Raw genomic sequence first — 10,957 nt, 5'->3', positions numbered from 1 at the left:
TCACACCAGCACCTTCAGCGCGAACGCATAGGGCAGGGCGGGCGCCGCGGGCGGCAGTGTGACCCGCAGGCCGTCGGCGGCCTGCGTGAACGCGAGCGCCTGCCCGGCCCCGACGAATTCGACCCTGGCGACGGGCTTCTCGAGGTGGCCGCTCGCCGTGCCCAGCGCCGCGATCGTGATCTCGCGTCCGGCCGGCCAGCCCATGACGAAGGCGTAGACCGTGTCGCCCTTTGCCGTGAAGCGGACGTCGGCGGCCGTCAGCGGCGCGCCCTTGCCTTCGTTGAACCCCTGGGCGGTCAGCGGCGCCGCCGCCATGCCGGGACCTTCGCCGAACACGGCCCACGGGCGCGTGTCGTAGATGCCCTCGCCGTACCGGGCCATCCAGCGGCCGATCTCCTCGACGATCGCCTGCTCCTGCTCGTCGATCGTCCCGTTGCCGCGCACCGGTACGCTGAGGAGCAGGTTGCCGTTCTTGCTGACGATGTCGACCAGCATGTGCACCACCGTCTGCGCGCTCTTGTAGCCGTGCCGGTCGTAGATCCCGCGGGCGTAATGCCAGCCGCCGATGCAGGTGCACGTCTGCCACGGCAGCGGGTCGATGGCAGCGCTCTGGCCGCGCTCGATGTCCAGGACGAGCGAGCGGCGCTGCTGTCCTTGCAGCATCTTGCCGGTGATGACGGTGTCGAGCCCACCCCGCGTCGCGATGCTGCGGTTGTACATGTGCGCGGCGATGCGCAGGCCGGCGTCGCTGACGGGCCAGAAGGGCAGGTCGTCGTCGTCGAAGTAGATGAGGTCGGGATCGTACTTGCCGATCAGGTCCAGCACGCGGTTGTGGAAGGTCTCGATGTACTGCCGCGACGGCAGCGCGGCGCCGCCGCCCCAGTTCCACTGCGCGACGCCGTGCGCCGGCGTGCCATCCCATTTCCGGCTCAGGGGATGCCGCTGGGCGTACAGCTCCTGCGGGTCGAGTCCTTCCCACCAGGCGCCCTTGCCATCCGCGCGCGTGCGCACCCCATCGTAGGGAATGCCGGCGTACGGCCCCGTCTTGTCCGCGCCCTGGGCGACCTCGTACCAGGTCCACGCATGGCTCGCGTGCATGCTGACGCCGAAGCGCAGGCCGTTCGCGCGCGCGGCCCGCGCCCAGCCGCCGATGAGATCTTTCCTGGGCCCGATCCGCGTCGCGTTCCAGTTGGGCTGGAAACGGCTGTCGTACAGGTCGAAGTTGTCGTGGTGGTTGGCGAGCGCGACGAAGTAGCGCGCACCGGCCGTGCGGTACAGGGCGAGCAGGCTGTCCGGATTCCATTCCGCGGCCTGCCACTGCCGGATCACGTCCTTGAAGCCGGTCTTCGACGGATGACCGTATTTCTGGACGTGGAAGCGGTAGGCGTTGCTGCCTTCCACGTACATATAGCGCGCGTACCAGTCGCCGTACTCGGGCTCGCACTGCGGCCCCCAATGGGCCCACAGGCCGAACTTCGCGTTCCTGAACCACTCCGGCGTGTCGTACGTCGCCAGCGAATCCCAGTTGGGCGCGAAGGGACCGGCGGCCATCGGCTCGAGCCCCGCGGGCGCGGCGGCGCCTGCCGCCAGCGCTTGCCGCGGCAACAGGGCGGGTGCAGCAAGGGCTGGCACGGTGGCGGCCAGCCCGGCCAGGACCTGGCGTCGTTTCATGTTGTCTCCTCTTTCATGTTGTCTCCTCAAGTGTTGGGGCACGTCTGTATCGTTATCGATAACATCTGGCGCCGCGCGCTCCGCCGGTTTCATGTACGGTCCCCGCGGTGCATGGAATGTGATTGCGAGTGTACGTTATATATTCAGGACAAGCAACGATGATACGACGTCCGGCCCGTGGTCGATCGGACATCCGGACCATGTGGCCGCCACCAATGCGGGGACGAAAGCCGGCGTACGCTACCGCGCGGAACCAAAACCGGTTCCTCCCGTGACGAGCCGTATGGTAGATTGCCGGTTTTGCCCGGAGCCCCCATGATTCCTCCGCACTTGCGGTCCCGCGCCGGCGCGCTCGCGGCGACGGTCCTGCTGGCCGGCTGCGCCGGCCTCGGTGCGCAACGTCCGCCTGCCGCCGCCTTCGTCGTGCTGGGCGAGGACGGGGCGCCGATCGCCCGCGCCATTACCACCGCGCCGGCCTGTCCGTCGATCACCATCGACGGCCGCACGCTGGCGATGGCCGTGCGGGCGCCATTCGGCGCGATCCCCCTGCGCGGAAAGGGCCACAGTGCCGGCTTTCATCCGGAAGCCGTCTCGACGCCCGTGTTGTCGTGCGAGACTGCGATCCCCGCCGGCAGCACGCACGTCGACGTCGCGGGACAGGCGTTGCCGCTGCCCCAGGCGGACATCAAACGGATCGTGGTAATCGGCGACACGGGCTGCCGCCTGAAGGGCCGCGAATACCAGGACTGCAACGACCCGGAGGCGTACCCGTTCGCCCGCGTGGCGGCCAGCGCGGCCGCCTGGAAGCCGGACCTCGTCGTCCACGTGGGCGACTATCACTATCGCGAAGACCCGTGCCCGGCGAACCGTGCGGGCTGCGCCGGGAGTCCTTACGGCTATGGCTGGGACGCGTGGAATGCCGACTTCTTCGCGCCCGGCCGGGCCTTGCTCGCAGCGGCGCCGTGGGTGCTCGCGCGCGGCAACCACGAGACGTGCGCGCGCGGCGGGCAGGGCTGGTGGCGCTTCCTCGATCCGCACCGCTACGATCCGGCCGCGAACTGCGACGACCCGGCCGCCGACGAACGCGCGGACTACACCGACCCGTACGCCGTGCCGCTGGGCGAAGGCAGCCAGCTGATCGTGTTCGACAGCGCGAACACGGACTGGCACGGTTTCAAGCCGGGCGACGTGCGCATCGCGCGCTACGCCGACACGTGGCGCAAGGTCGACCGGCTCGCGCAGCGCCAACCCTACAACATCGCCGTCGACCACCATCCGTTGTACGCGTTCGGCGCCAACCGCGACGCGCGCACGGGCGCCGTCACGTTGTTCGGCGGCGACGCCGGCCTGACGCAGGTCTTCGGCGCGCTCGACGCGCGCCTGCTGCCGGCGTCCGTCGCCGTGCTGTTGTCCGGCCACGTGCACCTGTGGGAGCAGACCAGTTTCGCGTCCGACCACCCGACCCAGTTCGTGGCGGGCTTCGCCGGCACGGCGGAAGACATCGTGCCGCTGCCCAGGACCGCGCCGGCCGGCCAGTCGCCGGCGCCGGGCGCGGCGATCGAGGCGATGAGTTCGTGGATCGACGGCTTCGGCTTCATGACGATGGAGCGGACCGGCCCGGACACCTGGCACGTCGTCGTGCACGACCGCGACGGCAAGGCGCGCAATACCTGCACGGTGAAAGGGCGCCACTCCACGTGCGCCGTGCCGCAAGTGTGAGCCGCAGGAACTATATTGCTACAAAAGTGATTGCCCTGAATACACCGTTTGTGTGACAATGGAGGCGTGAGCGGGGCAGCTTCCGCGGCCTTCGCGATCAGCGATGAGGATACCTTGTATCTCTTGTGCTCCCGGTTCGCCGGGAGCATTTTTTACGATGTCACCCCCATGAACGTCTGGACAACAGCCCACGCGCGGTGCGCCGTCGCCACGGGCATGCGCCGTCCACGCGGCGCAGCGGCGCCGGCCCAGGCAGGTATCATTCGAGGACAGCGGCGCCGCGGCAGTGCGCGGCACGCGCGGGAATTACATCTGGGACAGCAGCACGTTGCCGCTGGCTTCGTCCGCTTCGAGCAAAGCGATCAATTTGGTGAGGTCTTGTTCCAGGCGTTCCAGCGTGGCCGCGTCCAGCGCGGACAGCGCGTCCGGCAGCACGCCGGCAAAGGGCAGGGGGGCGCTGCGCAACACCTCCGCGCCGCCCGGCTGGATGCGCAGGGACACGCTGCGGCGATCGGTGCCTTCGCGGCTCGTCGCCACGAGGCGGCGTTCGACGAGGCTCTTGATCAGGTTGCTGGCAGTCGACTGGTGGATGTCCAGTTCGCGCGCGAGCTCGGTCACGCCGATGCCCGGCCGCCGGTCGATGACGGACAGCGCCCACAACTGGGCGCCGCCGACGCCGGCCTCGCGCTCGACCTGGCGGAAATGGGTTTTGACGGAATTGAAGACGACGCGGAACTGGCGCAGGACGCGGGTCGACGGCGTGGAGGGCGGCGTCGGCTGCGGCGCGGCCGGCTCGGCGGGCGCGTTGGATTGGGAAGACGAGGACATGCAAGAATGATAGCGGAAAACCCGGCAGGCTGCCGAAAAATGACATCCAGGAAACCATGAGCTTGATACCTGCACCGGACCTGCGCCGCGAACTGGGCGACTGGCGCCTGTGGACCGTGCGCGCCATCGTCATTGCCCTGGCGGGCGCGGCGGGCCTGACGGTCGTCGGCTTCTCCTGGCTCGCGGACAAGGCCTACGAGACCTTCGCCGCGCTGCGCAACGTGGCGTGGTGGAGCCCGCTCCTCTGGACGCCGGCCTGCACGGCGTTCGTCGTCTGGTGCACGCGCCGCTTCGCGCCCGGCGCGGCCGGCTCCGGCATCCCGCAAGTGATGGCCACCCTCGAGCCGGAGGTGGGCGACGCCGAGCGCGGCCTGTTCGTGTCGCTGCGCCTGACGGTGGCCAAGATCCTGCTGACGACCGGCGGCCTGCTCGGCGGCCTGTCGCTGGGGCGCGAGGGACCGTCCGTGCAGATCGCGGCCGGCGTCATGCTGCAGGCGCGCCGGCTGATTCCCGCCGGCAGCGCGGTGGGCGTCCACGGCCTGCTCGTCGCGGGCGGCGCGGCCGGCATCGCGGCCGCCTTCAATACGCCGCTGGGCGGCGTGATGTTCGCCATCGAGGAACTGGCGCGCGCGCCGGAACAGCGTTCGAGCGGCCTGATCATCGTCGGCATCGTGCTGGCCGGCCTCGTCGGCGTATCCGCGCACGGCGACAGCGCCTATTTCGGCGTCATCCATGCGCCCGCGATCGGCCTCGACCTGCTGCTGCCGGGCCTGCTCGTCGCCGTGCTGTCCGGCCTGGCCGGCGGGCTGTTCTCCCGGCTGATGATCGCGTCGCTGTCCGGCCGCAGTCCGGACCGCGTCAGCCGCTGGCGCGCGCACCGGCCGGTGCTGTTCGCGGCCGGGTGCGGCCTCGGCATCGCCCTGATCGGGGTCGTGACCGGCGGCGCCGCGTTCGGCTCCGGCTATGCGAGCACGCGCCACATGGTGGAGGGCACCGCCGCGATGCCGTTTGCGTACGCCCCCTTCAAATTCCTCGCGACGTGGCTGACGACGTGGTCCGGCGTACCGGCCGGCATCTTCGCGCCGTCGCTGGCGATCGGGGCCGCGTTCGGCAACGACGTCGCGCTGCTGCTGTACGGCATGCAGGTCCCGGCGCTGATCGCACTGGGCATGGTCGGCTTCCTCGCGGCCGCCACGCAGGCGCCGCTGACGGCCTTCATCATCGTGATGGAAATGGTCGACGGCCATGCGATGGTGCTGAGCCTGATGATGTGCGCGCTGATCGCGTTCGCCGTCGCGCGGCTGATCAGTCCCCCTCTCTATCCGACGCTGGCGAAGCTGCAGCTGGGCCGGATTCCCGCCGCCACCGCGGCGCCGGCGGCGCCCGTCACGACAGACTGAAGCGGCACGGAAACAGCGCGTCCCGGCATGGCCAAATTTGCTAGGATGGGGCATGCTGACACGGAACCTGCGCCTCGGCCGCGCCCGGCCCCCGACCCCCGCCGCAGTGCTCACGCTGCTGGCGGGACTGGGCCTTACTGTCGTGCTGGCCGTCGGCATGATCGATGGCGAGCGCGAGCGTGCCCGCTCCGAATTCCTGCAGCGCGCGGAAATCCGTAATGCGTCCGTGACCCGCAGCTTCGGCGACGCGCTCGACGTGCTGCAGGCGGCGAACGCCCTGTTTTCTTCCGTCGGCATCGCGACCCGCGACGAGTTCGGCGCCTTCGCCCGGCCGCTGCTGGCCAATCACCAGTACCTTCAGGCCGTGGTGTTCCACCGCATGGTGAGCAGCGCGGACCGGGCCGCCTTCGAGGCGGCGAACCAGCGCTTCCGCCCCGGTTTCGGGATCCGCGAGCGCCGGGCGACGGGCGACGCGGTGACGGTCGTGCCCGCCGGCCGGCGTCCGCGCTACCTCGTGCTGGACTACGTGGAGCCGCTGGGCGGGAACGAAGTCGCGCTCGGCTACGACGCCTTTTCGTTCGCGCCCCACGCCGCCGCGTTCATGCGCGCCATCGACACGAACCAGCCGGCGGCCAGCGCCATGCTGCCGCTGCTGCAGCGCGGCGACCGCCTCGGCTTCGTCCTGATCCAGCCCGTGTACCGGCGCGGCGCGCCCCTCGTCAATGCGGCCGCGCGCAGCGCCGCCGCGCTCGGCGACACGGCCGTCATCATCGACGTGGCCGCGCTGGTCGACTCGAACCTCGCGAAATCGAACCTGCTGGCGCCCAACGGCCTCAGGATCGAGCTGTACGGTCCGGGCGTGGACGGCCCGCAGCGCGCCTATGTCTACGATTCGCTGGGCCGCACGCGGCCTCCGCCCTGGCACGCGCTCATGGGCGACACGCTGTTCACGAACCGGCACACGTTCGACGTGGCCGGCCTGCCCTGGGAGCTGCGCATCGCGGGGCGCTTGAGCGACATGACCGGCAGCACCGGTCCGCTGATCGCGTTCGTCCTCGGCTGCCTCGTGAGCCTGGCCACGTCGGCGTATGTGCAGAGCCGCGTCAAGCGCACGCGCCGCATCGAGGCACTCGTCGAGAGCCGCACGGCCGACCTGCACGACGCCCTCGATGCGTTGCGGCTGTACCGGCGCGCCATCGAGGCCAGCGCCAACGCCATCGTCCTCGTGAGCGCGACGCGCCCCGGCTACCCCATCGAATACGTCAATCCCGCGTTCGAGCGCATCCGCGGCTATCGCGCCGCCGAGGCCGTCGGACGGGGCCTGCTCGAACTGGGCGCGCGCGAACCCGACCGGGCCGCCGTGGCCGAACTGCGCGCCGCCATCCGCGAGCGGCGCGAGGCCCACGTGTCGATGCGCCTGAGCTGCGGCGACGGGCGCCAGATGTTCGCCGAGGTGTACATCGCGCCGGTCAACAACGACGACGGCGTCACGACCCATTTCGTGATGACGCAATACGACGTGACGATGGCCAAGCGCTACGAGGCCGAGCTGGAGGCGCGCGCCCGCTTCGACACGCTCACGGGCCTGGCCAACCGCTCGATGCTGCAGGACCGGATCGAGAATGCGATCAACCTGGCGGCCGGGCGCGGCGTCGTCTGGGTGGCGGCGCTCGACCTCGACCACTTCAAGTTCGTCAACGACACGCTCGGCCACGACGCCGGCGACGAATTGCTCAAGACGGCCGCGCAGCGCATCTGCAGCGTCGTCGAACGCACGGACACCGTGGCGCGCACGGGCGGCGACGAATTCGTCCTCGTGCTGCCCGGGCGGGAGAACGAGTCGGAGGCGGCGGCCACCGTGCGCGCCGTGCTGGAGGCGCTCGCACATCCGCTCGAGCTGTCCGGGCAGGACCTCGTGCTGACGGGCAGCGCGGGCCTCGCCGCGTACCCTGCCGACGGCAGCGACGCCGCCACCCTGATCCAGCACGCGGAAGTCGCGATGTACCGGTCCAAGGAACTGGGCCGCAACATGGTGCAGTTCTACATGCCGACGATGAACGCCCGCGCCCGCGAACGGCTCGCGCTGGAGGGGGCGCTGCGCAGCGCGCTGACGCACGACGAGTTCGAGCTGTACTACCAGCCGCAGGTCGACCTCGTGTCGGGCGCCGTGGTCGGGCTGGAGGCGCTGATCCGCTGGCGCCATCCGAGCATGGGCATGGTACGGCCCGACCGCTTCATCAACCTGGCCGAGGAGACGGGCCTCATCGTCCCCATCGGCGCGTGGGTGCTGCGCACGGCCTGCCGCCAGAGCCGCGCCTGGCAGCACGCCGGCCTCGGACCGCTGCGCATCGCCGTGAACCTGTCGGCGCGCCAGTTCGCGGAGCCGAACCTCGTGCGCGAGATCGCGCGCGTGCTGGAAGAGACGGGGCTGTCCGCGGCCTGCCTCGAAGTGGAGATCACGGAAAGCCTCGTGATGGGCGACGTCGAGAGCGCGATCCGCACGATGCGCGAACTCAAGCAGATGGGCGTGCTGCTGTCGATCGACGATTTCGGCACGGGCTATTCGAGCCTGTCGTACCTGCGCCGCTTTCCCGTCGACGTGCTCAAGATCGACCGCAGCTTCGTGCGCGACATCCCGTTCGACGAGGACGACGCCGCCATGGTCGCCGCCATCATCCAGCTGGCGCGCGGCCTGCGCATGCGCGTGATCGCCGAGGGCGTCGAAACGGAAGCCCAGCTCGACTACCTGCGCCGGCGCGGCTGCGACGAGGTGCAGGGCCACGTGTATGCCCAGGCGGCCTCCGGGCCGGACGTCGAGCGCATGCTGCGCACCGGACGGCACATGCTGCCGCATAACGCCACCGTATGAGCGTGCGCCAACCGAAACCCCGCCTGCCGTCGGCTATACTTGCGGCCATCACCGAAGAAGCTGACAGGAAACGAAGTGGATGACCATAACGACGGCAAGCGCTGGGACGGACGCGAACGCAGGATGATCGACCGCGCCGGCGACCGCGCCAGGGAAGCCTATGCGCGGGCGCACGGCCACCTGATGACGAAGGCGCCGCACGTGCGCTGGCTGTACATCGCGGCCGGCATGTTCCTGCTGCTCGTGACGCTGTTCGCCGCCTGGATCGCGCTGCTGTTTCCGCTCACGCCCGGCATCGAGGACGTCAAGCAGGCGCGCGTGGCGCGGCCCACGGTCGTCGTCTCGGCCGACGGGCGCCAGCTGGCCAGCTTCGAGCAGGGCATCCAGATGAAGGTGCCGCTGTCGCAGATCTCGCCGAACGTCGTCACCGCCCTCATCGCGACGGAAGACCACCGCTTCTACGACCACCACGGCGTCGATTTCACCCGCATCGCCGGCGCCTTCGTCGCCAACCTCAAGGGCGATGCGCAGGGCGGGTCGACGATCACGCAGCAGCTGGCGCGCAACATGTTCCGCGACGAGATCGGCCGCGCCCGCAACATCAACCGCAAGCTGAAGGAACTCATCACCGCCTTCAAGATCGAGAACACGTACAGCAAGACCGAGATCCTCGAAGCCTACCTGAACACGGTGCCGTTCCTGTACAACACCTACGGCATCGAGGCGGCGGCGCACACCTACTTCAACAAGACGGCCGCGCAACTGAACGAGACGGAGGCGGCCACGCTCGTCGGCATGCTCAAGGGGACCGCCTACTACAATCCCGTGACGAATCCGGAGCGCTCGCTGGCCCGGCGCAACGTCGTGCTGGGGCAGATGCTGAAGGCCGGCGCGTTCGACGAGGCCAAGTACCGCCAGCTCGTGAAACGGCCCCTGCGCGTGCACTTCGCGCGCCTGGCCGAGCACACCGGCAAGGACGACCATTTCACGGCCTACGTGCGGCGCTGGCTGGTGGAGTGGGCGGACAAGAACGACGCCGACCTCCAGCAGGACGGCCTCGTCGTGCAGACGACGCTCGACTACGACCTGCAGCAGGCGGCGCTGCAGGCGGTCCAGCGCGAGGCCGGCGCGCTGCAGGCGATCGCCGACGTCGACTGGGCCCATTCGTGGCCCGTCAACGCGACGCAGACGCAGACCTACGTCGACATGCGCCCGGGCGTCAATCCGTTCGAATACTACTGGGCGTCGCACGGCGAGATGCTCGAGACGTTCATCCGCGAATCGTCCGAATACCGCAAGGCCGTCGAGGGCGGCGAGAACCCGGTCGCCGCGCTCAAGCGCCTCAAGGCCGACCGCGACTTCATGCGCCAGCTGAAGGCGGCCAAGTCGCGCCTGGAAGCCGGCTTCCTCGCGATGGACCCGACGACGGGCGAGATCAAGGCCTGGGTCGGCAGCCGCGATTTCGAGCGCGAGCAGTACGACCACGTCGTGCAGGCCGCGCGCCAGCCCGGCTCCACGTTCAAGCCGATCGTGTACGCGGCCGCGCTCGAGAAGGGCATCGCGCCCGACCATCCGTACCTGGACGCCGTCACGACGATCCGCTTCGCCGACGGCACCACCTGGCGCCCGACCGACAACAGCGGCACGACGGGGCGCGAGCTGACCCTGCGCGACGGTCTCGTGTACTCGAAGAACACGATCACGGCGCAGGTCGTGCGCGACATCGGCGTGGCGCCCGTCGTCAAGCTGGCGCAGGACATGGGCGTGCGCACCAGCAAGCTGGCGCAGGTGCCGTCGATCGCGCTGGGCACGAGTCCCGTCACGCTGCTCGAGATGGTCAACGCCTATTCGACGATCGCCGCCCAGGGCGAGTACCGCAAGCCGGTGTTCGTGCGCCGCATCACCGACCGCAACGGCCAGGTGATCGCCGACTTCGGGCAGCAGACGCCGCAACGGGTGCTGTCGCAGGCGTCCGCGGTGACCCTGATCGACATGATGCGGGGCGTGATCAACCGCGGCACGGGCACCGGCATCCGCTACCGCTTCGGCATCACGGCCGACGTGGCGGGCAAGACCGGCACCACGCAGAACAACGCGGACGCCTGGTTCATCATGATGCACCCGAACCTCGTCGCGGGCGCCTGGGTCGGCTTCAACGACAACCGCGTGACGATGCGCTCGAACTACTGGGGGCAGGGCGGCCACAGCGCGATCCTGCTCGTGGGCGACTTCTTCAAGTCGGTGCTGGCCAGCGGCAGGATCAGCGCCGACGCACTGTTCCCGGGCGGGCACAAGCCCGAACCGGTGATCCGCCACGAGACCCCGCCGCCCGAGGAAGACATGGAAGAGGGCGGCGACATGCAGCAGGAAGGCGGCCCGCCGGCCGACCTGCCGCAGCCGCCGGACAACGAACCGCCCGCGCCGCCGCAGCCGGACCAGGCGCCGGCCGAAGGCGGGGGCATCCAGCCGA

General features: G+C 69.9%; 6 protein-coding genes. 4 read left to right on the top strand and 2 right to left on the bottom strand.

Annotated elements, in window-relative coordinates:
* Entirely contained in the window at nucleotides 1–1,671 is a 1,671-nt protein-coding gene (locus ASC93_RS20930; protein ID WP_082548213.1) for an alpha-L-fucosidase, read from the bottom strand.
* A 315-nt stretch (nucleotides 1,672–1,986) separates the two neighbouring features.
* On the opposite strand from ASC93_RS20930, the gene ASC93_RS20925 reads away from it, so the two are divergent.
* Nucleotides 1,987–3,390, top strand: a complete 1,404-nt coding sequence (locus tag ASC93_RS20925) for a metallophosphoesterase (RefSeq protein WP_056446928.1) — start codon at nucleotides 1,987–1,989, stop codon at nucleotides 3,388–3,390.
* A 306-nt stretch (nucleotides 3,391–3,696) separates the two neighbouring features.
* Here ASC93_RS20925 and ASC93_RS20920 read toward each other — a convergent pair whose 3' ends face one another.
* Nucleotides 3,697–4,218, bottom strand: coding sequence for a MarR family winged helix-turn-helix transcriptional regulator (locus tag ASC93_RS20920; RefSeq protein WP_056446924.1), 522 nt, complete (start codon nucleotides 4,216–4,218; stop codon nucleotides 3,697–3,699).
* 56 nt (nucleotides 4,219–4,274) lie between these two features.
* Between ASC93_RS20920 and ASC93_RS20915 the strand changes: the two genes are divergently transcribed.
* The 3 genes from ASC93_RS20915 to ASC93_RS20905 form a co-directional block, all read left to right on the top strand.
* Nucleotides 4,275–5,618: a chloride channel protein gene (locus ASC93_RS20915; protein WP_056446921.1), complete on the top strand. Its 1,344-nt coding sequence runs from the start codon at nucleotides 4,275–4,277 to the stop codon at nucleotides 5,616–5,618.
* Nucleotides 5,619–5,670: 52 nt separating this feature from the next.
* The gene (locus ASC93_RS20910; protein WP_056446919.1) at nucleotides 5,671–8,487 is read left to right on the top strand and encodes an EAL domain-containing protein; all 2,817 of its coding nucleotides are present in this window, start codon (nucleotides 5,671–5,673) and stop codon (nucleotides 8,485–8,487) included.
* Between the two features lie 75 nt (nucleotides 8,488–8,562).
* Nucleotides 8,563–10,957 (top strand): penicillin-binding protein 1A (locus ASC93_RS20905; RefSeq protein WP_229412819.1); only part of this gene is annotated, 2,395 nt, incomplete at its 3' end.

It is taken from the genome of Massilia sp. Root335 (assembly GCF_001425685.1).
Taxonomy (GTDB): Bacteria; Pseudomonadota; Gammaproteobacteria; order Burkholderiales; family Burkholderiaceae_D; genus Telluria; species Telluria luteola.
This window is presented reverse-complemented; position numbering and strand designations above follow the sequence as displayed.

Coding starts and splice junctions, on each gene's coding strand:
- ASC93_RS20930 (WP_082548213.1), bottom strand. CDS start 1,671: ATGAAACGACGCCAGGTCCTGGCCGGGCTGGCCGCCACCGTGCCAGCC.
- ASC93_RS20925 (WP_056446928.1), top strand. CDS start 1,987: ATGATTCCTCCGCACTTGCGGTCCCGCGCCGGCGCGCTCGCGGCGACG.
- ASC93_RS20920 (WP_056446924.1), bottom strand. CDS start 4,218: ATGTCCTCGTCTTCCCAATCCAACGCGCCCGCCGAGCCGGCCGCGCCG.
- ASC93_RS20915 (WP_056446921.1), top strand. CDS start 4,275: ATGAGCTTGATACCTGCACCGGACCTGCGCCGCGAACTGGGCGACTGG.
- ASC93_RS20910 (WP_056446919.1), top strand. CDS start 5,671: ATGCTGACACGGAACCTGCGCCTCGGCCGCGCCCGGCCCCCGACCCCC.